Below are 24413 nucleotides of genomic sequence, written 5' to 3'. Positions count from 1 at the left end.
CTCAGAAGCAAAGGCCGCACCTTTGAGTGCACCACTAGCTAAATAATTACAACAAAATACAAATAAGGAAAATAAAATGGCTAAGGGGCAATCTTTACAAGACCCGTTTCTAAATGCACTCCGTCGAGAGCGTATTCCCGTGTCTATCTACCTTGTGAATGGCATCAAGCTACAAGGTCAGATCGAGTCTTTTGATCAATTCGTGATCTTGCTGAAAAATACTGTAAACCAAATGGTATACAAGCATGCTATTTCTACTGTGGTACCTGCACGAGCAGTAAGTCACCACAGCGGCGAGCAACGTGCGCCATCTGATCGTCCAGAGAAGTCTGAAGATTAATAGTATTAGTAATACAGCATTTGCTGTAATAAGGAGTTGGTTGCTTGTTTGACCGTTATGAATCCGGTGAGCGAGCGGTGCTTGTTCATATCAACTTCACGCAAGAAGGTGAGTGGGAAGATCTTAGCGAGTGTGAAATGCTAGTTTCTTCTGCAGGGGTTGAAACACTACAGGTAATTACTGGTAGTCGACAATCCCCGCTCCCTAAATACTATGTTGGTGAGGGTAAGGCTCAAGAAATTGCTCAATCTGTCCAACTTACTGGCGCTGAAATTGTAATTTTTAACCATTCCCTCTCTCCTGCCCAAGAACGTAACCTTGAAGCTTTGTGTGAATGTCGAGTGATTGACCGTACTGGTTTGATCTTAGATATATTCGCTCAAAGAGCCCGAACACATGAAGGTAAATTGCAAGTCGAGCTTGCTCAGCTTCGTCATATATCGACTCGATTGATTCGCGGTTGGACTCACCTAGAAAGACAAAAAGGTGGGATAGGCTTACGTGGTCCAGGTGAAACTCAACTAGAAACAGACCGTCGTTTGTTGCGTGATCGTATTAAAGCGATATTACGCCGTTTAGCTAAAGTGGCTAAGCAGCGGGAACAAGGTCGTCGTGCTCGGAATAGAGCCGAGATACCGACAATTTCTCTTGTGGGCTACACCAATGCTGGTAAATCGACGTTATTTAATCGAATTACTTCTGCCGGTGTTTATGCTGCCGACCAATTATTTGCAACGCTTGATCCTACATTACGTAAGATCGAGTTAGCCGATGTTGGACCAGCAATCCTTGCAGATACTGTTGGGTTTATTCGACATTTGCCTCATGATTTGGTTGCGGCATTCAAGGCAACGTTGCAAGAAACGCAAGAAGCTGACATTTTGTTACATGTTGTTGATGCCAGTGATGACCGTTTTCGTGAGAATATCCAAGCTGTTCATGATGTGCTAGAAGAAATTGATGCGCACGAAGTGCCGACATTAGTCGTCATGAATAAAATTGATCGCATGGACAATCAAAAACCACGCATTGAAAGAGACGATGAAGGCGTGCCTCGCACTGTCTGGGTTTCTGCAATGGATGGTTTGGGTACGGATTTATTATTTGAAGCGTTAACCGAACGGTTAGCGAGTCAAATTGTGCAATACCAATTACGAATTCCGCCTCAGTACCAAGGTAAAATTCGTAGTAAGTTCTTTCAGCTGAATTGTATTCAACGAGAAGAATATGACCAAGATGGTAACTTGTTGATTGATATTCGAATGCAGCAAGTAGATTGGTCTAAACTCGAAAAAAGAGAAGGGGCACTCTTAGGTGACTTTATCGTTACTGAAGAGACTGCTAGAGTATAACGTCATATCAAATGATGGAGCTTTCTAATGGCGTGGAATGAGCCTGGAAATAACAACGGCAATAACGGCCGCGATAATGACCCTTGGGGTAAGAAAGATAATCGCGGTGGCCGAGATCAAGGACCGCCAGATTTAGACGAAGTATTTAATAAACTGAGTCAAAAGCTGGGTGGCAAGTTTGGTAAAAAAGGTGGCAATGGTCCATCAATTGGCGGCGGTGGTGGTGCAATTGGCTTTGGTGTCATTGCGGTAATCGCTGTCGCAGTTTGGTTCTTCGCAGGTTTCTATACCGTTGGCGAAGCAGAAAGAGCAGTTGTACTTCGACTTGGTCAATTTGATCGTATCGAAGAACCTGGTCTTAACTGGCACCCACGCTTTATCGATGAAATTAAAGATGAGCAACTGGTCAACGTTCAAGCGATTCGTTCTTTACGTGCTTCTGGTACGATGCTGACGAAAGATGAAAACGTTGTGACTGTTGAGATGGGCGTTCAATACCGTGTTTCTGATCCGTACAAGTATTTGTATCGTGTAACGGATGCGGATGACAGTTTACGCCAAGCAACAGATTCTGCGCTTCGTGCGGTAATTGGTGATTCACTAATGGATAGTATCCTAACTAGTGGTCGTCAACAGATTCGTCAAAGCACTCAAGAAACGCTAAATCGTATTATTGATAGCTACGACTTAGGTATTCTTATTGTTGATGTGAACTTCCAGTCAGCACGTCCACCTGAGCAAGTAAAAGATGCATTTGATGATGCTATCGCAGCTCGTGAGGATGAAGAGCGTTTTGAACGTGAAGCTGAAGCTTACCGTAATGATATTATTCCAAAAGCAACAGGTCGAGCTGAGCGTTTGAAGAAAGAAGCGGTGGGTTACTCTGAGCGTATCGTTAATGGTGCTTTAGGTCAGGTAGCTCAATTCGAGAAACTTTTACCTGAATACCAAGCGGCTCCTGAAGTAACACGTAACCGTATGTACCTAGATACAATGGAAAAAGTGTACTCAAGCACATCTAAAGTTCTGATTGATTCTGAATCGAGTGGTAACCTGCTATATCTACCAATTGATAAACTGGGTCAAGGTGGTTCGAAAGCTGTGAAAAGTCAAAAAGCACCATCGACTTATGACCAGATTGAACTTGAAACTCAAGCCGATCCTCAGTCTAGCTCTCAAACTCGTTCAGACAGCTCACGTCAAGGGAGATACTAATAATGCGTAAGTTAATGATCCCTGTATTAGTTGTGACGATTGCCCTTTTATTGATGTCACTATTTGTGGTTCAAGAAGGCGAACGTGGCATGGTAATTCGTTTTGGTCGAGTTCTCGATGACAACGGCGTATCACGAATCTATGAACCAGGTTTACACTTTAAGATGCCTCTGTTTGATCGCGTTAAAGTACTTGATGCTCGTATTCAAACGATGGATGGTCGTTCTGATCGTTTCGTTACATCAGAGAAAAAAGACGTTCTAATTGATACCTATGCAAAATGGCGTATTGCTGATTTTGGACGTTTTTATCTGAGTACGGGCGGTGGCAACATCATGACGGCAGAAGCACTTCTTGAGCGTAAAGTGACAGATGTTCTTCGTTCTGAAATTGGTTCTCGAGAGATCAAGCAAATCGTTTCAGGCCCGCGTAATAAAGACGTACTACCGGATAGTGTTGATAGCGAAGAAGTAACAACTGAAGCTGCAAAAGAAGCACTAGAGATTGATGGTGAACGAGATAAAGTTATGGCGAACGTTTTGTCTGGAACGGCAGAAAGTGCGATGGCTGATTTAGGTGTTGAAGTTGTTGATTTCCGAATGAAGAAAATTAACCTTCCTGACGAAATCAGTGAATCTATCTATCGCCGTATGCGTGCAGAACGTGAATCGGTTGCTCGTAGACACCGTTCTCAAGGTCGTGAGAAAGCAGAAGTTATCCGTGCTCAAGCTGAGCTAGAAGTAGCGACTGTTCTTGCTGAAGCTGACCGTACAGCTCGAGTAACTCGTGGTGATGCTGATGCAGAAGCTGCGAAAATTTACTCTGATGTATACAGCAAAGATCCTGAGTTCTACGGTTTCTTACGTTCACTTCAAGCTTATGAAGCTTCATTTAGTGATAAGAGCGATATCTTAGTTCTTGATCCTAAAACGGACTTCTTCCAATACATGAATACGTCAAAAGGCGCTCAATAATTATTGAGGCTAATGGCTGTATCTAAGCTAGATACAAAGTGTATTGATAATAAAAAGGCTCCTCATGGAGCCTTTTTGCTTTTCAAATTCAATGAACTCTATAATTTGCTTAGGAGCTTAGGAGCTTAGGAGCTTAGGAATCGAAAATATAACTTTTTATGCTGTCATCACCGCAATAACTAACCCAGCAACGACCAAGCATCCACCAATGCGCCTGAGTTGGTTGTCAGGTTGTTGACTTAGTTGCGCCACCATATTTCGCCAACCGTTAGGCGCGATTAAAGGTCCTAGCCCTTCTACAATTAAAACCAGTCCAATAGCAAGCCAGATAGAATTTGACATCGTTTGTCCCTAGTGAATAAAAAGTTCAATATATCAATGGTTTTTGTGATCATATCAGTATACCTGCCGCATTTTCTATGGCTAATAATCGGAGTTATGAACAAAAAATGACTGCAAATAGACCGATTCGATGCTAGAATCCATTTTTAATTAGCAACAGAAATTGGAAAGATGGGAAATAACGTAGTCGTTCTGGGCACCCAATGGGGTGACGAAGGTAAAGGTAAAATTGTTGACCTTTTAACTGAAGATGCAAAATACGTGGTTCGCTACCAAGGCGGTCACAATGCAGGTCACACTCTTGTCATTGACGGTGAAAAAACCGTTCTTCACTTAATTCCATCAGGCATTCTTCGCGATAACGTAAAATGTGTTATCGGTAACGGTGTAGTATTATCGCCTGACGCACTTCTTAAAGAAATGAAACCTCTTGAAGATCGCGGCATTCCTGTTCGTGAACGTCTTTTCATTTCTGAAGCTTGTCCACTAATTCTTCCGTACCACATTGCAATCGACAACGCGCGTGAAATCGCTCGTGGCGCTAAGGCTATTGGTACAACTGGTCGTGGTATCGGTCCTGCTTACGAAGATAAAGTTGCTCGTCGCGGTTTACGCGTTGGTGACCTTTTCGATAAAGAAATGTTTGCAGTGAAACTGAAAGAAGTTATGGAATTCCACAACTTCCAACTAGAGCACTTCTACAAAGCTGAAACAGTAAGCTATGAAGAAGTACTAGAGCAAGCGATGAGCTACGCAGATATGTTAACTGCGATGGTTATCGATGTAACGGACGAACTTGACGCAGCACGTAAGCGCGGCGACAAAATCATGTTCGAAGGTGCTCAAGGTACGCTACTAGATATCGACCACGGTACATACCCTTACGTAACGTCTTCTAACACTACTGCTGGTGGTGTTGCTGCAGGTTCTGGTTTTGGTCCTCGCCACATCGGTTACATTCTTGGTATTACCAAGGCTTACTGTACTCGTGTAGGTTCAGGTCCATTCCCTACAGAGCTTTACGATGGTCTTGATAAGCAAGACCCTGTAGGTAAGCACTTAGGCGATGTTGGTCACGAATTTGGTGCTACAACGGGTCGTCTACGTCGTACTGGTTGGTTTGATGCTGTTGCTATGCGACGCGCTATCCAAATCAACTCTCTATCTGGTATCTGTCTAACTAAACTAGACGTTTTAGATGGTCTAGAAGAGCTAAAAATCTGTACTGGTTACAAGATGAAAGATGGTTCTGTTCTAGAAGTTTCTCCAATGGCAGCTGAGTCATTTGAAGAAGCTACACCAATCTACGAAACAATGCCTGGTTGGAGCGAGAACACATTTGGTGCTAAGACTATTGATGCGCTTCCACAAGCTGCTCTAGATTACATCAAGCGTATTGAAGACCTAACGGGTGTTCCAATTGATATCGTATCAACGGGTCCAGATCGTAACGAAACTATCATCAAGGTTCACCCATACGGCGCATAATGCCTATTGAGTGATTACCAAGGCATTTTAATTTAGTGCTTTGATAATAAAATAGTTTTCTAAAAGCCGACTTTATTAAGTCGGCTTTTTTTATATCTATGGTTTATAGTTTTTATTATTGCTGATGATCTTTTGTACGCTATCTGGCAAAATATTGCCCATCATCGGCAAGTTTTGTCTAAAGCAAATATGTCAGTTGCCGATACAGTTATCATGGTAAGTGAAGTGCTATAAGTCTTTGCTGCATTAAAAGCAGTGAGTCTTGCGTTTCAAAGACAGATAAAAGAGTGCAGGTATGAAGCTACGAATTGTAGCAGCTTCATTAGTATTCGCGTTGAGCTCAACTTTTAGCTATGCAGATTTAGCTGATGTAGGAGAGCCTGTACCGATATACACTGAAGCTGAGTTGATTAATTTAATAGAACGCAATCAGCATTTAGAGCGTGTGAAAGCGGATAAATGCCAGTTGGTTGAAGATATTGTTGCCCGTGCAACACGTATTAGTTTACCGTCTTATGAATTCTTATACGGTGACATGCTTGCGTGGGGAGTATGTGTTGAACAAGATGTAGAGCTTGGTCTCTATTATATGGAAAACTCAGCACATCAAGGTTTACCAGTGGCTTTAGAGCAACTCGGGCGTTATTACTCGAGAGGCACATTAGTTCAGCAAGATAAAGAGCGAGCTATTCCTTATTTGCGCGAAGCTGCGGCTATGGGGAACCTTAAAGCCCGTATTCATTTAGCTGAATTATTACTCCGAGACTACGGAAGCCCTCTCGATTATGAAGATGCTTACCGCTGGCTATATAACTCTGTAACTGCCGATCAAAGGCAGCACAAAAGAATTTCAGTTTTACGAAATGGTTTAGAACAAAGAATGCCTGATAACATCATTGCTCGTGCTAAACGCCGTGATGTCTTTTGGTAAAAGACTGACATAAAGATGAACCTGCACTTTATCTTTATGACGTTTTAGACCGAAGTCTGACTTAAACACCTCGCTTGTCGAGGTGTTGTTGTTTATATCAGGGAGTGAAAACTGTCTTTTAGAAAATCCCTTTATGATCTTCCATTTTTTAGAGCTTTAATTGTGGAGAGGTTTTTATGTGGTACAAATTTGCCCTATTTAGGGTGATTTCCAAAGCATATCTGTAGGTTACCCCTAGCATCAGATATACTAGGGATATATACCTTCCTTGCTTAAGCAGGCCCGCCTATGTCAAAAAACACACCAATGTCAGAAAACACGACAGCGACAACCACTGTTGATCCTTTTGCCGACCGAGAGTCGAAAAATTACGAAAACCCAGTACCAAGCCGAGAGTTCATTATCTCGTTTCTAACAGAAGCGAATATTCCAATGAACCGTAACGATCTATTCGAAGCTTTGGGCCTTGCTGGAGAGGAACAATATGAAGGGCTGCGTCGTCGTTTACGTGCAATGGAACGTGATGGACAGCTTATCTTTACTCGTCGTCAGTGCTATGCACTGCCTGAGAAGATGGAACTGATTAAAGGCTATGTGATTGGTCATAAAGACGGTCATGGCTGGGTTCGCCCGGATGGAAGTGTTGGTAAAGACAACGATATCGTGCTGCCGCATCATCAGATGAAAACCATCATGCATGGTGATTACGTCTTGGCTCAGCCTACTGACAACAGTAAGCGTGGCCGTCGTGAAGGTCGTTTAGTTCGTGTTCTTGAAGAGCGCAAAACCCCGCTGGTTGGTCGTTTCTTCTTAGAGTACGGTCATTCTTACGTGGTTGCTGATGATTCGCGTATTAGTCACGACATCCAGATCCCTACTGAGCATAAAGGCGGTGCTCGAATGGGTAATGTGGTTGTGATTGAAATTACGGATCGCGGTGGTCGTTCTCGTAACATGATGGGTAAAGTGACCGAAGTTCTTGGTGAAAACATGGCTCCGGGTATGGAAACGCAGATAGCGATCCGTACTCACCAGATCCCGCAAGAGTGGCCTGAAGCGGTAGACAAGCAAATCGAAAATCTCGGTGAGCATGTTCCTGAAGAAGCAAAAGAAGGACGTGTTGATCTACGCAAACTACCATTGGTTACCATTGATGGCGAGGATGCGCGTGACTTCGATGATGCGGTTTACTGTGAAGCTAAGAAAGGCGGCGGCTGGCGTCTGTGGGTAGCGATTGCTGACGTAAGTTACTACGTTCGCCCTGATACAGCGCTAGACAAAGAAGCGATTAACCGTGGTAACTCGGTATACTTCCCGTCGCAAGTCGTGCCAATGCTGCCAGAAGTGCTTTCAAATGGTTTATGTTCATTGAACCCTCAAGTAGACCGTTTATGCATGGTGTGTGAGATGACTATCTCAGATAAAGGTAAACTGTCAGGCTACAAGCACTACGAAGCGGTAATGAATTCTCATGCTCGTCTTACTTATAACAAAGTAGGCGCGATTTTAGATGGCAATGAAGAATTACGTGAACGTTACGAACCAGAAGTACCACATCTTGAAGAGCTTCATAAGATGTACAAGGTGCTTAAGAAAACGCGTGACGAACGTGGTGCGATTGAATTTGAAACGGTAGAAACTAAGTTTATCTTCAATGCAGATCGTAAGATTGATCGTATTGAGCCAGTAATTCGCAATGATGCACACAAGATCATCGAAGAATGTATGATTCTTGCGAATATCGCATCGGCATCTTACGTAGAAAAAGCGAAAGAGCCTGCCCTGTACCGTGTTCACGATACTCCAGGAGAAGAGCGTTTAACTGGCTTTAAGAGCTTCCTTAGTGAATTAGGTTTAACGCTGGAAGGTGGCTTGTCGCCATCTCCGGTAGATTATGCACAACTGATGCAACAGATTAATGAACGTGAAGATCGTGAGTTAATTCAAACTATGCTGCTGCGCTCAATGAAGCAAGCGGTATACAACGCGGATAATGCAGGTCACTTTGGTTTAGCTCTTAAACGCTATGCTCACTTTACCTCGCCAATTCGTCGTTACCCAGATTTGCTATTACACCGTGCGATTAAGTATCTTATTGCGAAAGAAGAAGGTCGTAACAGCGAGCGTTGGACGCCAACCGGTGGTTACCACTACACTTTCGATGATATGGACTTCTACGGCGAGCAGTGCTCAATGACTGAACGTCGTGCTGATGATGCTACGCGTGAAGTGAACGACTGGCTGAAATGTGAATACATGCAAGATCATGTTGGCGAAGTGATGGATGGCGTAATTGCTAACGTGACTGGCTTCGGTTTCTTTGTTCGTTTGACTGAGCTGCACATTGACGGCTTGGTACATATCTCAGCGCTAGCGAATGATTACTACCAGTTTGATGCTATTGGTCAACGCCTAGTGGGTGAAAGCTCAGGTAATATCTACCGTTTGGGTGATTCGGTTAAAGTAAAGGTTTCTGCGGTTAACTTGGAAACTCGTCAAATTGATTTTGATATGGAAGACACTGACCGCCAGCCACGTGGTAAAGGGAAAACTGCCAAGAAACGTGCAGCAGAAGCGATGAAAAAGGCGAAAAGCAAAAAGCGCTCATCGGTGAAGAGCAATAAACCTGGCGTATCAGCGAAGCCTTTGGTAGAACCCACTAAGCGACCTGATGGCAGCAGTGAAAGCTCTGCTAAAAAGAAAAAGCCAGCGAATAAAACCGGTGCTGCTAAAGCTCGCGCTAAGAAAAAACGTGCCGCAAGCCGCAAGCCAAAGACTGATAATTCTTAAGGCTTGGTGCTGATAAAGTTCAGCATCTAACTAGTTAAATGCGAAATCACTTTAATGCGAGAGTATCAGGCAAAAGATGCATGCTCTCGAAATAAACAACACAGAGATGGATACGTTGGTATTGATGTCATTCATCTCTGAGCAATAAGAGTAAATTGAGACAATGAGTAACGAATTTATTTACGGTATTCACGCGGTGAAAGCCGTACTAGAGAAAGATCCAGCACGCTTTATTGAAGCTTATGTCCTTAAAGGGCGCCAAGATGAGCGCTTACTTCCTCTATTGAACCAACTACAACAGTTTGGTGTTTCCATTCAGCAGATGGGTCGTAAAGTCTTAGATGACAAAGCTAGTGGTGCTAATCACCAAGGCTTGATTGCTAAAGTTAAGCCTGCTAAACAGCTTAATGAAACGCACCTAGATGATATTCTTGCGCAGCACGAACAACCTCTGCTATTGGTTCTAGATGGCGTGACAGACCCTCACAACCTAGGTGCTTGCTTACGTAATGCAGATGCCGCAGGTGTGGCCGCTGTTATCGTCCCTAAAGACCGTTCTTCGCCATTAACGGCAACAGTAAGTAAGGTAGCGTGTGGTGCAGCTGAAACTGTTCCCTTAGTGCGTGTAACCAACCTAGCTCGTACTATGCGCGCTCTGCAAGAGCAGGGCGTGTGGTTTGTGGGTACGGCTGGTGAAGCGACACACGATATCTATCAAGCTAAACTTTCTGGCCCATTAGCGATTGTAATGGGCGCTGAAGGTGACGGTATGCGTAGACTGACTCGTGAAACGTGTGATGACCTGATTAAGATTCCAATGTCAGGTAGCGTGTCGAGCCTGAACGTTTCAGTTGCTTCTGGTATTTGCTTATTTGAAGCTGTACGTCAGCGTCTAGCTCAGTAACGTTCGACTTAATCCGGAAGAGACTCGAGTTGTGATTGATCTGAAAGCTTAAACGGCTTAAGTCTATGAATTTATTAACGCTCACCAATTACTGGTGGGCGTTTATTTTTAGGCAATGATGACGGAGCCTATTGGTTTGTCAGATGGCTAGATGGCGAAAGAAAAACTGTTTCATTATTCGCCAAATACCACTTGCCAATACCGGGTTCTTTCTATAATATTTGCCGTCCTTAAAACTCGGTCATTTTTCTTTAGTTCCTTGCTTCCCTTGGACGACCGAGCCTTTCGTGGAAGCTAATAATCCGTAAGGAGCAACCAAATGCGTCATTATGAAATCGTATTCATGGTTCACCCTGATCAAAGCGAGCAAGTAGCTGGCATGATCGAGCGTTACACTGGTTCAATCACTGAAGCTGGTGGTACTATCCACCGTCTAGAAGACTGGGGCCGCCGTCAAATGGCTTACCCAATCAACAAACTTCACAAAGCTCACTACGTTCTTATGAACGTTGAAGCTGGCCAAGAAGTGATGGACGAGCTAGAAACTGCTTTCCGTTTTAACGATGCAGTTCTACGTAACATGATCATGCGCACTAAAGGCGCTGTGACTGAGCAATCTATCATGCTTAAGCAAAAAGAAGAGCGTGCAGAGCGTGCTCCTCGTCGTGATGACCGTGAAGAACGTGCACCACGTCGTGAAGAAGAAGCTAAGCCAGAAGCTGCTGCTGAGTAATTATTTTTTGACCGTTTAGGTCATTAAATTTTATTCGACTCGTTTAGGTATTTTCACTATAAGCATTTGCTTAACTTAATTATAAGTCTGTGTGAATACCGCATTATTAAATTTAGATCAGGAGATAGCCCATGGCTCGTTTCTTCCGTCGTCGTAAATTCTGCCGTTTTACTGCAGAAGGCGTACAAGAGATTGACTACAAAGACGTAGCAACTCTAAAAAACTACATCACTGAAGCTGGTAAAATTGTACCTAGCCGTATCACTGGTACAAGTGCTAAATACCAACGTCAACTAGCTCGCGCTATCAAGCGTTCTCGTTACCTAGCTCTACTACCATACACTGACAAGCATCAGTAATCGGTAATAGTTAACAATAGTTTAAGAGGACTAAGATAATGCAAGTTATTCTACTTGATAAAATCGGTAACCTAGGTGGCCTTGGCGACCAAGTAAACGTTAAATCTGGTTACGCTCGTAACTTCCTTATCCCACAGGGTAAAGTAGTTATGGCAACTAAAGAAAACGTTGCTATGTTCGAAACTCGTCGTGCTGAACTAGAAGCTAAAGTTGCTGAGCAACTAGCTGCTGCAGAAGCTCGCGCAGAGACAGTTAACACTCTAGAAGGCGTTACAATCGCTTCTAAAGCTGGTGACGAAGGCAAACTATTCGGTTCTATCGGTACTCGTGACATCGCAGACGCTATTACAGCAGCTGGTGTTGCAGTAGTTAAGAGCGAAGTACGCCTACCTGAAGGCGCTTTACGTAACATCGGTGAATTCGAAGTAAGCATCCAACTTCACTCTGAAGTTTTTGCTACTGCGAAAATCACTATCGTTGCTACTGCGTAATTTCAGTACGAGACGAATTCTTTCGTTTTGAAAGTTTTAAACACCAGCTTCGGCTGGTGTTTTTTTATGTCTAAAATATGGAAATTACAGCTCAGGCAGGGGGAGTAAAGCTTATTGGCGAGTAAACAGCTCTAGAATTGAAACAATAAGTTGATGGATAATACTGAATCTTCTTTATCCAATCCTTCAGGGACTTTATCGTGATACTGGCGAGAATGCGCAATTTTTAGTGCGATATTATCGGTAATGTTATTGATGACTTCTAAATCCGTATCCAACCTAATATTGCTTCTGCCTGACACTAATGTCATGTCTGCTTTAAACTGTAAGTTATCTAGAATCTGCCATGATGTGTTGATATTTCCTCGGAAAATCCCTTCTTCAACAATATCGGGAAAGATAATATCGTCATCATCGATTTCATCTAAATTAGGTTCTTGGTATCGAAAACCTGGTCCCATCTCGACTTCTAAAACAAAGACCTCAGTATTAGAAAATTGATAACCTAAACCACTCGACACGGTATAGTCCTTAAAGTACGCACTGTACCTTGAATCTATGCCTTTAAAGCTCCCATAAAAATAGGTTTTCGGGCTTAGCTTATAATCGCTTTGTGCTGAGTAAGTCGATTGTCTTTTATCTTCTTCGCCATCCTTATATAAGTTGTAGTACTTCCATTCACCATTGGTTCTATGGCGACCAGACGTATATTCACCATTAAGGCGTGCATTCAGCGAACGAGAATCCGAATTTCCGGTATGAGATTGGTAACCAAACTCGACCTCAGTTGCCCATGGGCTAGGTAGTTCAGTGTCTGCGGGTGCAATATCCATATTATCAGTTGCAGTAGTGACGATTACGTCATCAGCAAAAACCAGCGGGGCACTCAAAAGCCCAATGCTGAGCGCTAATATTTTGGACACGCAGACCTCATTAATAAGTGATATGAATAGAAGGATCGTAATCGTACCTTTGCTTATTTGAGTCAGCAATAAGTAAATTCTTAATTAAGAGTAAAACAAACGCTGTCGAGTGGATTACAAATTATCGTTCTTGCGTATAATGAGCGGTCATTAATAGTTATTGAGTGTAGTCATAGTGGATACCAGAAATCAGAAATCAGCCAACGATCAGGTGGACGCAATTAAAGTTCCTCCGCATTCATTAGAAGCTGAGCAATCTGTGATTGGCGGTTTGTTGCTGGACAACGAACGCTGGGATACGGTTTCAGAAAAAGTGGTGAGTAAAGACTTTTACAGTCGACCTCACCGCCTAATCTTTGAAGCAGTAAAAGCAATTCTTGAAGAAAGTAACCCACTCGATCTGATTACACTTTCCGAATTTTTAGAAGTTCGTGAGCAACTTGAAGAAGTCGGCGGTTTCGCTTATCTGGCAGACCTAGCTAAGAACACCCCAAGTGCCGCTAACATTAACGCTTATGCAGAAATTGTGGCGCAGAGAGCACTCGTTCGTAGCTTGATTGGTGTTGCTAATGAAATTGCAGATTCAGGGTATGACCCTCAAGGTCGCAGCTCTGAAGATTTATTGGATCTTGCCGAAAGTAAAGTATTTGCTATTGCTGAAGGGCGAGCGAGTGAAAATGAAGGTCCACAGAACGTTGATAGCATTCTAGAGAAGACGTTAGAACGTATTGAGATCCTGTACAAATCACCACAAGATGGCGTGACTGGTGTCGATACGGGATTCAACGACCTCAATAAGAAGACGGCAGGGCTTCAGGGTTCAGACTTAATCATTGTCGCAGCTCGTCCATCTATGGGTAAAACTACGTTTGCGATGAACTTGTGTGAAAACGCGGCGATGAAACAAGACAAACCTGTTCTAATCTTCTCGCTAGAGATGCCAGCCGAACAGTTGATGATGCGTATGCTTGCCTCTCTCTCTCGTGTTGACCAAACCAAGATTCGTACTGGTCAGCTAGATGATGAGGATTGGGCGCGTATCTCTTCGAGTATGGGTATTCTTATGGATAAGAAGAACATGTACATCGATGACAGTTCAGGTTTGACTCCTACAGAAGTTCGTTCAAGAGCTCGAAGAATAGCAAGAGAGCATGATGGCATTTCAATGATCATGATCGATTACCTTCAATTAATGCGTGTTCCTGCTTTATCTGAAAACCGTACCCTTGAAATTGCAGAAATCTCTCGTTCATTAAAAGCATTAGCAAAAGAACTGAATGTACCGGTTGTGGCGCTTTCTCAGCTAAACCGTTCCCTAGAGCAACGTGCTGATAAACGACCTGTAAACTCAGACTTGCGTGAGTCTGGTTCTATTGAGCAAGATGCCGATTTAATCATGTTCATTTATCGTGATGAGGTTTATAACCCAGATAGTTCACTGAAAGGCATTGCAGAGATAATCTTAGGTAAGCAGCGTAATGGTCCGATTGGTTCTGTACGACTCACCTTCCAAGGTCAGCATTCTCGTTTTGATAACTATGCAGGTCCTGCATTTGATGACGAGTAAGCAGTCATGACATATATGAAAGCCGCCTCGGCGAGTATTAACTTAAGTGCGCTTGAACATAACTTACGATTGATTAAGTCCAAAGCACCAAACAGTAAAGTGATGTCGGTTGTGAAAGCCAATGGCTACGGACACGGTTTATTGCATATCGCCAAGCATTCTAGAAACTCGGATGCTTTTGGTGTCGCGAGAATTGAAGAAGCATTGCAACTTCGTGCTGGTGGTATTGTTCAACCCATCTTATTGCTTGAAGGGTTTTATTCTCAGGGTGACTTACCGATTCTTGTGGCTAATAACATTCAAACGGTCGTGCATTGTGAAGAGCAGTTAAGTGCCCTAGAAAATTCTCAGCTTGAAGCGCCAGTTGTCGTTTGGTTGAAAGTGGATAGCGGCATGCACCGTTTAGGCGTGCGTTCTGAACAGTATCAAGGTTTTGTTGAGCGTTTACATCAATGCTCAAATGTGGCAAAACCATTGCGTTATATGAGCCATTTTGGCTGTGCTGATGAGTTAGACAAAGCAACGACAGAACAACAGACAGAATTGTTCCTGTCTTTGACTGAAGGTTGCGAAGGGGAGCGCTCTCTTGCGAATTCTGCAGGTTTACTCGCTTGGCCTGATAGCCATTTAGATTGGGTTCGACCTGGGATTATTTCTTACGGTGTCTCTCCGTTTGTTGATAAGTCAGCTAAAGAGCTAGGTTTCCTACCTGTCATGACTCTTACATCCCATTTGATTGCAGTGCGTGATCTGAAAGCTGGAGAAAGCGTAGGTTATGGTGGTAATTGGACTAGTGAGCGAGATACCAAAATTGGTGTGATCGCAATCGGTTATGGCGATGGTTACCCTCGCACAGCACCTAATGGCACTCCTGTTTTTGTAAATGGTCGTAAAGCACCTATTGCGGGGCGAGTGTCTATGGACATGCTCACTGTTGATTTAGGTCCCGATGCTCAAGATAAAGTGGGTGATGAAGCGACGTTGTGGGGAAGAGAGTTACCCTCGGAAGAAGTTGCATTACATATCGGCACCATAGCGTATGAATTAGTGACGAAACTGACTTCAAGAGTCGAAATGGAATACGAGTACTAATGATGCCTTTGGCTAGATTTACCAAGCGCATATCTACCTTGTTGATTCCTTCACTACTGAGTGTTCTGGGCATTACCTTTTCATTAAATGTGGCTAGTGAAGAAAAGGACTCTGCATTCTTACCTTTTTATTTCAGCACTGAAGTGATGGGAAATACCTTTGGGGTTGCTGGTGTCGCTAAAGGTGTTGGTCAGCCACAAGCTGCTTTATTCGGTATGGCGCTGTATTCAGATAAAGACAGCTATGTTGGATTCGTTTCTGCTTTCAATTATGCATTGTCGGAAGAGTGGCTATTCAGCACTCAAATGTACCAAGCTCGTTTTAATGACAACCCCTATTACCTTGGTTCTCAAGGAGACAACAATTCATCTAACAATGATAAAACGATCATTGATGGTGTAGAAAAAAACTATCAGTTCGAATTCAAGTATTTATTACCGTGGGGTAATATTGCTGAACATGGTCTACTCGGTGTCTTTCAACCTATTCGTGATGTTAGCTTTGCATCTCCAATTGAGTCTGGAGTGAGTTCGATAATTGTGAAACCCTTTTTTAGCTCTCGTGAGTTAGACGGCTTATATGACGATGAAAAGGCCACGGGTTTAAGCTTAACTTTTGATTGGGATAACCGTGACAGCACGCGTAACACCACCAAAGGCTCTCATACCTCTTTTGAATTGATGACAGGTGCAGAGAACTGGGGGGACGATGATCCTTGGCTTAAATGGACTTTCCAAAATAGCCATTATTACGCACTAGGCCCTCTTGGTGAGTTATTTGATCAGCAGGTTGTCGCGCTCGACTTCTATACATCAGATACTCCTACTTGGGATAACTGCTCTTCTGATCGTTGCGCTCGTCCACCAGAAATGGAGCAAGCTCGTCTTGGCGGTTTATATCGATTAAGAAGCTATACTGGTGGTCGCTTTCACGGACGTTCGGCAATTCATTATTCTGCAGAGTATCGGGTGCTTCCTGATTGGCAGCCTTTAGAGAGTATCCCTGTAATAAATTACTACGACTTACCTTGGTGGCAATGGGTTGCTTTTGCTGAAGTAGGTCGAGTCTCTGAAGAATACGATTTAAAGACCTTACACACTGATATGAAGTGGAGTATTGGTGGCGCGGTTCGTTTTCAAGTTGAAGGTATAGTCGTTCGAACTGAAATAGCTAAAGGCAGTGAAGAAGGTACCTTTCGGGTCATGATAAACCAGCCTTTTTAAACTCAAACCAAAAAGAAAAAGCTTAAAGGCTAGGGTGATAAATCGAATATCTCATATGTCTTTCATGGTCTTTATTGTTAAAGGGTGGCACATAACAGTGCCACCCTTTTTTATTTAATCTGCCGGTGTGTTGTTGCCTATTTTGAATTGTTGCTCATCGTTAATTGTGACTACCCATCATTGTTACTAATAGTGAATCGTCACTCACCTTGAATGGTTGCAATGATAGTTCTGCTTCCACCACAGTCACGGTGCTCTCCTAAGTAAATGCCCTGCCATGTACCTAAAGCTAATCGCCCATTGGTAATTGGGATGGTAATGCTATTACCCAAAAGGGAAGCTTTGATGTGTGCTGGCATGTCGTCATCTCCCTCGTAAGTATGAAGGTAGTAACTTGCTCGTTCTGGGACGTATTTATTAAAGTGAGATTCCATGTCTATACGTACCGTTGGATCCGCATTTTCATTTAAAGTCAGACTGGCAGATGTGTGCTGTATAAAAAGGTGTAACAAACCAACAGAGATATTATTGATAGAATTAGTTTGTTGTTCAATTTCATCAGTAATCAGGTGAAAGCCACGCTTTTTGGCATCGAGATGAATCGTCTTCTGAACCCACATATGGCATCCTTTATATTGTGTTTGGAAAAATAGTTGTTTAACGCTATCTTTTAGACTTGAATTTACAAGGTTTGACTCAATTTTCAAATAGAGTGGAGCTTTACTTATGCCGCTTTTTAAATCAACAAATGTAATCTGATTTATCTCAATATGTTGATTTTTAACTGCTGCATAATACGTCATGAAAATAAATTACAAATAAGAGTTCAAAAAAGCTTAAGTGCTTTATTTGAATAATAATATTATCGCCTAATCGGGGATTCTACTCATCGTTACGGTGGCTAGAATAAAACCAACAGTAATATCGGGATAGACATCATGTTGAAAAACATTAACCCAACGCAAACATCTGCGTGGAAAGATCTAACAGCTCATTTTGAATCTGCACAAGACATGGGTCTTAAAGATCTTTTTGCTCAAGATGCGCAGCGTTTCGAAAAGTTCTCTACAAAATTTGGTTCAGATATCTTAGTTGATTACTCAAAGAACCTTGTTGATGCTGAAACAATGAAGAAATTGTTCTCTCTTGCGAACGAGACAGAACTTAAATCAGCAATTGAAGCTATGTTTAGCGGTGAAGCAATCAACAAAACAGAAGGTCGTTCTGTTCTTCATACCGCTCTACGTAACCGCAGCGATAATCCTGTAATCGTTGATGGCAAAGATGTAATGCCAGCTGTAAACGCAGTTCTAGCTAAAATGGAACTGTTTACACACCGCATCGTTTCTGGTGATTGGAAAGGTTACACAGGTAAAGAGATTACTGACGTTGTAAACATTGGTATTGGTGGTTCTGACCTTGGTCCATACATGGTGACTGAAGCGCTAACGCCATACAAGACTCGCCTAAACATGCATTTTGTTTCTAACGTTGATGGTACACACATCGTTGAAACGCTTAAGCCGCTAAACCCTGAAACAACGTTGTTCTTGGTTGCATCTAAAACATTTACCACTCAAGAAACAATGACGAACGCACACTCTGCTCGTGATTGGTTCTTGGCTGAAGCCGGTGATGAAGCGCACGTTGCTAAGCACTTTGCTGCACTTTCAACTAACGCGGCTTCTGTTGCTGAGTTCGGTATTGATACTGACAATATGTTCGAATTCTGGGATTGGGTTGGTGGTCGTTACTCACTATGGTCTGCTATTGGTCTTTCTATTTCACTTTCTATTGGCTTCGATAACTTCGTTGAGCTATTAGACGGTGCTCACGAGATGGATAACCATTTTGCTTCAACTGACCTAGAAAGCAATATTCCAGTAATCCTTGCTCTTATAGGTATTTGGTACAATAACTTCCACGGCGCTGAGTCTGAAGCTATCTTGCCATACGATCAATACATGCACCGTTTTGCTGCTTATTTCCAGCAAGGTAACATGGAATCAAATGGTAAGTTTGTTGACCGTAACGGCAACCCTGTGGATTACCAAACTGGTCCTATTATTTGGGGTGAGCCTGGAACAAACGGTCAGCACGCTTTCTACCAACTGATCCACCAAGGTACTAAGCTGATTCCTGCTGATTTCATTGCTCCTGCAATTAGCCACAATCCAGCATCTGATCACCATCAGAAATTGATGTCGAACTTCTTTGCTCAAACGGAAGCACTTGCGTTTGGTAAAACGAAAGAAGTCGTTGAAGCTGAGTTCCTAGCGGCGGGTAAAACTGCAGAAGAAGCGGCTGAACTGGCGCCATTTAAAGTATTTGAGGGTAACCGCCCAACAAACTCTATTTTGGTTAAACAGATTACACCTCGTACGCTTGGTAACTTGATTGCAATGTACGAACATAAAATCTTTGTTCAAGGTGTTATCTGGAATATCTTCAGCTTTGATCAATGGGGTGTTGAGCTTGGTAAGCAACTAGCAAACCAAATTCTACCTGAGCTGGCTGATGGTTCTGAAGTATCATCTCATGACAGTTCAACAAATGGTCTGATTAACGCATTTAACGCGTTCAAAGCATTATAATTGCTTTGCCCTGGCGGTATTGCTAACGCGATATGGTCAGGGTGCTATAAGTAGAGCCATGCATTTGGCTTTACTTGCCATTATTATCAGGTTTGAAAACACCAGATATAAAAAAGCCGACGCAATTGCGTCGGCTTTTTGTTTATTCATTAGCGGTAAAAATTACTCGAAACAAATTTCAATGAAGGCGTTACCCCATTGAGATGTAAATGGCATGATAATAATTGAGCCTTCACATTTGTGGCGAATAGTATGACCTTTACCAGATACAACAACGGGTGTTGCCATATCGAAATCGAATCCACTTTCAGCAAGGATGCGCTTAGCACCGCCCGTCACCATATTGGTGATTTCGCCGACCATGTCCGTCACTTCTTCGTTTAGACCATTTGGTCTTTCACCAAGCATGTTCTGCATGATCTCTAGCGCAAGCCCTTCATCAAAGGTAATCGACATAGAGCCGCGACTTTGTTGGCCAACCATACCGATTAAGCCTGATACATCACCTCGAGCAATTTCGTCTTTCTTTACTCTTGGTTTTTGTGGCTTCAATTCTAGAGAGGCCATCGTTTTTAGTACATTCATTAAAGAGGCTAAAAACGGGTTTACAAATTCAGCGCGCATAATGTTCTTCTATCTTATTCTTTCATGTTAGAGGAGCAAGATTGACATATCCCGTGTGACTCAATGACATGGTTAGTCAGTTGAAAGCCATGCTTCTCTGCGTTACTAGCCAGTTGAGCGATTAAAGCATCGTCTTGCAATTCAATAACAGTGCCACATTTATCGCAGATTAATAACTGAGAAAAATGCTTATTGGCATTGCATGAGCAGCAACATATAAAGCTATTTGTCGACTCGACCCGGTGAATGAAACCTTGTTCCAATAAAAAATCTAAAGCGCGATATACAGTGGGAGGCTTTGCTTGCGGCTCGCTTATTTTTAATTGTTCTAATAACTCGTAAGCACTGGATGCTTTCTTGTTAGATAAAATCAGTTCAAAAACTCGCTTTCTTTGTGGAGTTAAACGAACTCCTCTCGCTGCGCATATCCCTTCAACTTGCTCTATCAATGTTTGGTCCAATTTTTTCACCATAATAGTTGGACTCTTATAATCATAAACTATTTCTAGACTACTTTCGTGGGAGAACCAATAATTTTACGTTTAAAGTGAGGTACAGAGCGTATTGTGGACCACTACTTTGGATTAAACAAGGTAACTCAAAGTACCCGTATGACTCAAGGTATAAGTGGTTGTTCAAAAGGAAATTGTTCATTGATAAAACGGTTTAAATAAAAAGTGTGAGGTAAAGTTCATATCACACATCTTTGCGCGGCCTTTTAACTGTTCATTTTAGTTTATTGAAAAGGGAAAATAGAGGGGAAATCTGCAGACTTTAAGGTTGAGTTGCATCGAGGAAAGAAATGAAAAGCCCCACACAGTAGGGCTTTCATTGATAATAGTACTTTTTATAAAAACTAGTCGGCTAAATTGCGATCCCAATGAATATTGTATTTAACGGACTCTTGATGAGCATAATCTGATTTTCCAACAAAGCTGTATACAGTATTAGTTTCCAGCTCAAGCCATCTAGGGATGCTAACGGAAACATTGCCTCGATAATCGTGTCTACATTGAGATGTAATATCCCACAAATAATCAGCTTTATCGCCAGAGCTTAACCAGAATCCATCAAAACTATCACCAATCAACTGACAAGTAAGGTCTTCACCATTTGGGGATTTCTCAAAGGTAATGCTTGCCTTAGATTGTGTCAGGTTGATACTTACTTTCCCCAGTACAGATGTTCCCTTTTGCTCTGTGGGTAAGTAGAAATCAAAGCTATTGCCAGTGTGCCCATCCGTACTTGATTTCGCATTTAAACGCTCTTCTGCAGCGCTTTTATCTGTAAAGTGAGTTTTGCGAGAGCTATGAGCTATGACGGATAGAGCGCCAGGTGAAAGGTCACTAGCATCTCCAATCACGGTATAAATTGTTGAGTAAATGCCAGCTTGAACAACCATTACAGAGTTTTCACCATCAATGGTATATGTACCGCTTTCAATCAAGTCAGCATCTGTGGGGCAAGTGGTATTGTTCGATGGATTACGTTTACTCCAGTAGTAAATGCCATCTTCAAATTTGACCGCATCACACCATACAACGCTATGCTCTAAAGACTCCCCATCCCCAGTAGATGAACCGTATTCAGTCATATAGAACGTTTTGCCATCAAGTAAGCTTGGGTCAAGGATCTCTGGTAATGTTGGCGTTGGCTTAGGTTGTGTTGAGCTTGGGTCCCATACCGCATTGATACTACGTAATAATGACTCATCGGGTGATTCTAGAACGATATCTACCTTTTCTCCGTCTTCATCCCCATGCTGAGCAACAAGAATTCGTAATTCACCATCATTAAATTGGCGCATATATTGTTGTTCATAGTTTGCAGTATTAAATGAGTCGTAACTTAGTAGCTCTTTACCATCATCTGATGTGGATATTTCCCAAGTACCAGCCCAAACCATTGGCAATAAATAATCATCATAGGCTTCTAACTCACGAGCAGTAAAGGTTCCTGACTTTGTCACGTCTGCAGCATAAATATTTTGTTGATTAACAGTGAAGTTTGCACTGCGTAAGCGTAGTGCTACATCAGAGTCGTTTTCCCAATCAATGCTTTGATAGAATGTTTGATCCATATCAGGGACAGGTAGCATCGCACTGAATGGCAAATCTTGAGTAGAGTCTAACCAATACAAACCACCTTCAAGTTCATAAACAATTTGGTAGTCCCCATTGTTTTCTGATGTATAAACCGGTGTGAAGATTTCTCCGTCAGAGAACAATGTGCCATCCGATTGGATATCAGCAGGCGAGCAATCATCGCTGTTTGGGTCGATAGAAAGTGTTTTATTTTCAGGCAACTCTAGTTCAGAAAGCTGTTCAGGAGTCGTAATATCAATGCTTTTCTTCCAACAGAAGTAGTGCTGATCTTGGTCTTTCATCAGCGAAGCCCAACCCATCTCTAGGTCATGCTCATCTTCGCCAATCTCACCCATGCGCCACTCACCGCCAATAAAGTGCTTCTCTTCAAAGCTAGGGGTTGGAGCGGGTAAAACAGGATCTGTAGGCTCTGAAGAGTCTTCCTCTGCCACAGGTACAACAAATTTGGCTAATACTGGCTCGTGAACATCATCATCAGCAAAAATTTCGAGATCAGCATTACCTTGAGTCGTAGGAATGCCTATTAATGAAAGAGTTGAACCATTAATTGTTGTACTAACACCTTCGATAGTGTTTTGCGCTGTCAGAGTTAACGCATCGTCATCACTAAAAAGTTGGTCAAGGCTTATGTTGGTGTTAACCGCAATACCAACTTGCAACCCAAGAGCTGTCAGTTCATCTGCCACGCGCTGTTGCTGTGTTGGTTCTATAACAGGAGCTTCATTTGGAGCTTCTGAAATTGTAAGGGAGAAGCTTTGGGCTGCTGCTGGGTTTACGCCATCATTAGCCGTCATGTTAAATGTAAATACACCTGCTTGTTCTGGTGTGCCAATAATACGCAGCTCTGTGCTTTCGTTATCAGCATTGATGCTCAAGCCATTGGCTGTCACGTCTGTAACGTTATAAGTAAGTACGTCGTTTTCTGCATCAATAAACAAGTCGTTAATCGATAATTGTTCATCAACACTGACTGTTACTGTCAGGTTTAGATCGTCGAGATCGGCTTGTAAGGTATTTTGCTCATTTAATATTGGCGCGGTATTGGGTGTTGTTGCTGTTACATTTAGCACTAATGGGTAAGAGCGAGATACTTCATCAGATGCATAGATCAACACATCGTACACACCGGCTTGAGTGGGAGTAACTGTTAAAGTTGTACTGCCATTCGGAATAACAGCTCCTGCTGCTGCTTGTGCGTCAACGGTATACACTAAGGCGTCGCCATCAGCATCAATGAAAAGTGTACTTAATTCATAGCTGCGTGACTGACCAAATTCGAAGGTGATTGGTTGAATGTTGGTGTCTTCAGCTTGGGCTGGGCGGTTATTTGGTGTAATACCGATATAGCCGTTTTCTCCAGTGTTCACTACAGGGGCATACTCATCGCTTAGAGTTTGGTTTTCATCCGCAATAATATCTGAAGTCTCTGTCGATATATCTTCAATAACATTGAGTTGGTCTGCCGGAGCAAGCACATCGTCATTGTCAACTAACGTTTCACCTACAATATTGATGGCTTTAGCCTTTTCTGCTTCTTCGCCTTCACTTTCTGCCACTGCGACGTAATCACCAAAGATATCTTCAGAAGTAAAAACCACATTGTCATTAGTATTGAAAGACTCAACAACAGCTTGCTCGGCCTCTTCTTGAGTCATTTCAGTGCCATTAGCTTCGGAATGCTCAATTTGTTCAACAACAAGGTTCGTCATTGGACTGACAACCATAGTCTCGTCAGCACTTTTTGGTACAGAAGGGGCTGCAAGAGTAAATTCATCAATAACAACACCGCGAGTCATATCAATCGTTTCGTTTGCAATGGCTTTAATACAAACCTTTTGATCGACAATGTCATCAGTAAGATCGAGTGTCAGTTGACCACTTTGATTGGTTCTACCTACAAGCGAGTCACAGTTATCTCCAATATAAACTTCGGCATTATTTAGGTAGCCATCAATGGCTGTGATTGTGAACTGTGGTGTTGGTGTTGGAGAAGAGTTTGAGTCATCGCTCCCACAACCCGTTAACGCCATTGAAACTGCCGCTGCCAGCAAGCTGATTTTTTTCATTACTCTTACGTCCTTCGTAGGTGAGTATTTAGTCTTTGGTTTATCAGGATTTAAATGAAATATAACCATTTCATAAGATCGCGAAGTCTACGTTTTTGAGGGTGAAATTTGGCACTATCAAATATAAATAACTTTATATCTAGCTGGAGGGAATTTAGCCTGTGAATTTTGGAATATAGCTTTTGGTTGATGCAGTCGAGGAGGGAGCAATAAGGCACAGATTGTTAATTGATTAACTAAATCAGCGTGGTGTCACGAGTTGAAAGTGAATGAAGTCAACTTTCTGAAGAGGTATTACTG

The 24413-nt window shown here is 42.5% G+C and carries 21 protein-coding genes; 15 read left to right on the top strand and 6 right to left on the bottom strand.

Annotated elements, in window-relative coordinates:
• The first annotated feature begins 76 nt into the window (after nucleotides 1–76).
• Genes hfq through hflC form a run of 4 tightly spaced genes read left to right on the top strand, consistent with a single transcriptional unit; the run spans nucleotide 77 to nucleotide 3881 of the window.
• Entirely contained in the window at nucleotides 77–340 is a 264-nt protein-coding gene (gene hfq, locus F0226_RS20220; protein ID WP_137374085.1) for an RNA chaperone Hfq, read from the top strand.
• A 44-nt stretch (nucleotides 341–384) separates the two neighbouring features.
• Complete coding sequence (gene hflX / locus F0226_RS20215; protein WP_171737325.1) at nucleotides 385–1692, top strand: ribosome rescue GTPase HflX; 1308 nt, start codon at nucleotides 385–387, stop codon at nucleotides 1690–1692.
• A 27-nt stretch (nucleotides 1693–1719) separates the two neighbouring features.
• Nucleotides 1720–2907, top strand: coding sequence for an FtsH protease activity modulator HflK (gene hflK, locus F0226_RS20210; RefSeq protein WP_171737324.1), 1188 nt, complete (start codon nucleotides 1720–1722; stop codon nucleotides 2905–2907).
• Between the two features lie 2 nt (nucleotides 2908–2909).
• Complete coding sequence (gene hflC, locus F0226_RS20205) at nucleotides 2910–3881, top strand: protease modulator HflC (protein WP_171737323.1); 972 nt, start codon at nucleotides 2910–2912, stop codon at nucleotides 3879–3881.
• A gap of 156 nt (nucleotides 3882–4037) precedes the next feature.
• On the opposite strand, the gene F0226_RS20200 is transcribed toward hflC, so the two are convergent.
• On the bottom strand, nucleotides 4038–4223 hold the full coding sequence (locus F0226_RS20200) for a DUF2065 domain-containing protein (RefSeq protein ID WP_171737322.1): 186 nt from the start codon (nucleotides 4221–4223) through the stop codon (nucleotides 4038–4040).
• A 171-nt stretch (nucleotides 4224–4394) separates the two neighbouring features.
• Here F0226_RS20200 and F0226_RS20195 point away from each other — a divergent pair, with 171 nt between their 5' ends.
• The 7 genes from F0226_RS20195 (at nucleotide 4395) to rplI (ending at nucleotide 11919) form a co-directional block, all read left to right on the top strand.
• Nucleotides 4395–5711: an adenylosuccinate synthase gene (locus F0226_RS20195; protein WP_171737321.1), complete on the top strand. Its 1317-nt coding sequence runs from the start codon at nucleotides 4395–4397 to the stop codon at nucleotides 5709–5711.
• Between the two features lie 295 nt (nucleotides 5712–6006).
• Nucleotides 6007–6642, top strand: coding sequence for a tetratricopeptide repeat protein (locus F0226_RS20190; protein ID WP_137374091.1), 636 nt, complete (start codon nucleotides 6007–6009; stop codon nucleotides 6640–6642).
• Between the two features lie 288 nt (nucleotides 6643–6930).
• Nucleotides 6931–9432 carry a ribonuclease R gene (rnr, locus tag F0226_RS20185; protein WP_171737320.1) on the top strand — a complete coding sequence of 834 codons (2502 nt, stop codon included), beginning with the start codon at nucleotides 6931–6933 and terminating at the stop codon, nucleotides 9430–9432.
• A 163-nt stretch (nucleotides 9433–9595) separates the two neighbouring features.
• The gene (rlmB, locus tag F0226_RS20180; RefSeq protein ID WP_171737319.1) at nucleotides 9596–10336 is read left to right on the top strand and encodes a 23S rRNA (guanosine(2251)-2'-O)-methyltransferase RlmB; all 741 of its coding nucleotides are present in this window, start codon (nucleotides 9596–9598) and stop codon (nucleotides 10334–10336) included.
• Between the two features lie 319 nt (nucleotides 10337–10655).
• The gene (rpsF, locus tag F0226_RS20175; protein WP_004735855.1) at nucleotides 10656–11069 is read left to right on the top strand and encodes a 30S ribosomal protein S6; all 414 of its coding nucleotides are present in this window, start codon (nucleotides 10656–10658) and stop codon (nucleotides 11067–11069) included.
• Nucleotides 11070–11200: 131 nt separating this feature from the next.
• Nucleotides 11201–11428 carry a 30S ribosomal protein S18 gene (rpsR, locus tag F0226_RS20170; protein ID WP_000090472.1) on the top strand — a complete coding sequence of 76 codons (228 nt, stop codon included), beginning with the start codon at nucleotides 11201–11203 and terminating at the stop codon, nucleotides 11426–11428.
• A 38-nt stretch (nucleotides 11429–11466) separates the two neighbouring features.
• Nucleotides 11467–11919, top strand: a complete 453-nt coding sequence (rplI, locus tag F0226_RS20165) for a 50S ribosomal protein L9 (RefSeq protein ID WP_171737318.1) — start codon at nucleotides 11467–11469, stop codon at nucleotides 11917–11919.
• Nucleotides 11920–12050: 131 nt separating this feature from the next.
• On the opposite strand, the gene F0226_RS20160 is transcribed toward rplI, so the two are convergent.
• The gene (locus F0226_RS20160) at nucleotides 12051–12842 is read right to left on the bottom strand and encodes a DUF481 domain-containing protein (protein WP_345776538.1); all 792 of its coding nucleotides are present in this window, start codon (nucleotides 12840–12842) and stop codon (nucleotides 12051–12053) included.
• A gap of 175 nt (nucleotides 12843–13017) precedes the next feature.
• Here F0226_RS20160 and F0226_RS20155 point away from each other — a divergent pair, with 175 nt between their 5' ends.
• The 3 genes from F0226_RS20155 to F0226_RS20145 are packed head-to-tail and all read left to right on the top strand — an operon-like array spanning nucleotide 13018 to nucleotide 16724.
• Entirely contained in the window at nucleotides 13018–14409 is a 1392-nt protein-coding gene (locus tag F0226_RS20155; protein ID WP_171737316.1) for a replicative DNA helicase, read from the top strand.
• A gap of 6 nt (nucleotides 14410–14415) precedes the next feature.
• A complete protein-coding gene (alr, locus tag F0226_RS20150; protein WP_171737315.1) occupies nucleotides 14416–15501 on the top strand; it encodes an alanine racemase in 1086 nt (361 codons plus the stop codon).
• Nucleotides 15502–15503: 2 nt separating this feature from the next.
• A complete protein-coding gene (locus F0226_RS20145) occupies nucleotides 15504–16724 on the top strand; it encodes a hypothetical protein (protein ID WP_171737331.1) in 1221 nt (406 codons plus the stop codon).
• A 200-nt stretch (nucleotides 16725–16924) separates the two neighbouring features.
• Here the strand turns inward: F0226_RS20145 and F0226_RS20140 are convergent, their stop codons facing one another.
• Entirely contained in the window at nucleotides 16925–17344 is a 420-nt protein-coding gene (locus F0226_RS20140; RefSeq protein WP_171737314.1) for a secondary thiamine-phosphate synthase enzyme YjbQ, read from the bottom strand.
• Between the two features lie 318 nt (nucleotides 17345–17662).
• On the opposite strand from F0226_RS20140, the gene pgi reads away from it, so the two are divergent.
• Nucleotides 17663–19318, top strand: coding sequence for a glucose-6-phosphate isomerase (pgi, locus tag F0226_RS20135; RefSeq protein WP_171737313.1), 1656 nt, complete (start codon nucleotides 17663–17665; stop codon nucleotides 19316–19318).
• Between the two features lie 162 nt (nucleotides 19319–19480).
• Here the strand turns inward: pgi and F0226_RS20130 are convergent, their stop codons facing one another.
• The 3 genes from F0226_RS20130 to F0226_RS20120 all read right to left on the bottom strand — a co-directional run bounded on the left by F0226_RS20130 (nucleotide 19481) and on the right by F0226_RS20120 (nucleotide 24113).
• A complete protein-coding gene (locus tag F0226_RS20130) occupies nucleotides 19481–19942 on the bottom strand; it encodes a chemotaxis protein CheX (protein WP_137374100.1) in 462 nt (153 codons plus the stop codon).
• A gap of 14 nt (nucleotides 19943–19956) precedes the next feature.
• Nucleotides 19957–20415, bottom strand: a complete 459-nt coding sequence (zur, locus tag F0226_RS20125; RefSeq protein ID WP_171737312.1) for a zinc uptake transcriptional repressor Zur — start codon at nucleotides 20413–20415, stop codon at nucleotides 19957–19959.
• 383 nt (nucleotides 20416–20798) lie between these two features.
• Nucleotides 20799–24113: a putative Ig domain-containing protein gene (locus F0226_RS20120; RefSeq protein ID WP_171737311.1), complete on the bottom strand. Its 3315-nt coding sequence runs from the start codon at nucleotides 24111–24113 to the stop codon at nucleotides 20799–20801.
• Nucleotides 24114–24413: the final 300 nt, after the last annotated feature.

Origin of the sequence: Vibrio sp. 99-70-13A1, assembly GCF_013114625.1 — a bacterium.
GTDB lineage: Bacteria > Pseudomonadota > Gammaproteobacteria > Enterobacterales > Vibrionaceae > Vibrio.
The sequence above is the reverse complement of the archived record's forward strand: the minus strand, read 5'-3'. Positions and strand labels throughout refer to the sequence as shown.

What these genes read in the sequence shown, in the direction of transcription:
- hfq (WP_137374085.1), top strand. Translation starts at nt 77, where the DNA reads ATGGCTAAGGGGCAATCTTTACAAGACCCGTTTCTAAATGCACTCCGT.
- hflK (WP_171737324.1), top strand. Translation starts at nt 1,720, where the DNA reads ATGGCGTGGAATGAGCCTGGAAATAACAACGGCAATAACGGCCGCGAT.
- hflC (WP_171737323.1), top strand. Translation starts at nt 2,910, where the DNA reads ATGCGTAAGTTAATGATCCCTGTATTAGTTGTGACGATTGCCCTTTTA.
- F0226_RS20200 (WP_171737322.1), bottom strand. Translation starts at nt 4,223, where the DNA reads ATGTCAAATTCTATCTGGCTTGCTATTGGACTGGTTTTAATTGTAGAA.
- F0226_RS20195 (WP_171737321.1), top strand. Translation starts at nt 4,395, where the DNA reads ATGGGAAATAACGTAGTCGTTCTGGGCACCCAATGGGGTGACGAAGGT.
- F0226_RS20190 (WP_137374091.1), top strand. Translation starts at nt 6,007, where the DNA reads ATGAAGCTACGAATTGTAGCAGCTTCATTAGTATTCGCGTTGAGCTCA.
- rnr (WP_171737320.1), top strand. Translation starts at nt 6,931, where the DNA reads ATGTCAAAAAACACACCAATGTCAGAAAACACGACAGCGACAACCACT.
- rlmB (WP_171737319.1), top strand. Translation starts at nt 9,596, where the DNA reads ATGAGTAACGAATTTATTTACGGTATTCACGCGGTGAAAGCCGTACTA.
- rpsF (WP_004735855.1), top strand. Translation starts at nt 10,656, where the DNA reads ATGCGTCATTATGAAATCGTATTCATGGTTCACCCTGATCAAAGCGAG.
- rpsR (WP_000090472.1), top strand. Translation starts at nt 11,201, where the DNA reads ATGGCTCGTTTCTTCCGTCGTCGTAAATTCTGCCGTTTTACTGCAGAA.
- rplI (WP_171737318.1), top strand. Translation starts at nt 11,467, where the DNA reads ATGCAAGTTATTCTACTTGATAAAATCGGTAACCTAGGTGGCCTTGGC.
- alr (WP_171737315.1), top strand. Translation starts at nt 14,416, where the DNA reads ATGACATATATGAAAGCCGCCTCGGCGAGTATTAACTTAAGTGCGCTT.
- F0226_RS20145 (WP_171737331.1), top strand. Translation starts at nt 15,504, where the DNA reads ATGCCTTTGGCTAGATTTACCAAGCGCATATCTACCTTGTTGATTCCT.
- F0226_RS20140 (WP_171737314.1), bottom strand. Translation starts at nt 17,344, where the DNA reads ATGTGGGTTCAGAAGACGATTCATCTCGATGCCAAAAAGCGTGGCTTT.
- pgi (WP_171737313.1), top strand. Translation starts at nt 17,663, where the DNA reads ATGTTGAAAAACATTAACCCAACGCAAACATCTGCGTGGAAAGATCTA.
- F0226_RS20130 (WP_137374100.1), bottom strand. Translation starts at nt 19,942, where the DNA reads ATGCGCGCTGAATTTGTAAACCCGTTTTTAGCCTCTTTAATGAATGTA.
- zur (WP_171737312.1), bottom strand. Translation starts at nt 20,415, where the DNA reads ATGGTGAAAAAATTGGACCAAACATTGATAGAGCAAGTTGAAGGGATA.
- F0226_RS20120 (WP_171737311.1), bottom strand. Translation starts at nt 24,113, where the DNA reads ATGAAAAAAATCAGCTTGCTGGCAGCGGCAGTTTCAATGGCGTTAACG.